Raw genomic sequence first — 423 nt, 5'->3', positions numbered from 1 at the left:
AATTGATGAAACAGTACCAACAGTTACAGTTTCAGCAGATGCAACAGAGATTACCTGTTCTAATACAGATGTAATTATAAGTTCAACACCAACGGTACAAGGAACCGCAAGTTACTTATGGAGTAATGGAGAAACAACTCAGAATATAACAGTAACAGCAGCGGGAACATATAGTGTAAAAGTAACAGACAGTGATAATGGATGTTCAGTGACATCATCAGATGTAGTAGTTGGAATTGATGAAACAGTACCAACAGTTACAGTTTCAGCAGATGCAACAGAGATTACCTGTTCTAATACAGATGTAATTATAAGTTCAACACCAACGGTACAAGGAACCGCAAGTTACTTATGGAGTAATGGAGAAACAACTCAGAATATAACAGTAACAGCAGCGGGAACATATAGTGTAAAAGTAACAGA

1 pseudogene is annotated in these 423 nt (G+C 36.9%); it reads left to right on the top strand.

Annotated elements, in window-relative coordinates:
* Window positions 1-423 (top strand): annotated as a pseudogene (locus Q0776_RS17730) (hypothetical protein); the annotation flags it as partial.

Origin of the sequence: uncultured Lutibacter sp. (assembly GCF_947495725.1) — a bacterium.
Taxonomy (GTDB): Bacteria; Bacteroidota; Bacteroidia; order Flavobacteriales; family Flavobacteriaceae; genus Lutibacter.
This window is presented reverse-complemented; position numbering and strand designations above follow the sequence as displayed.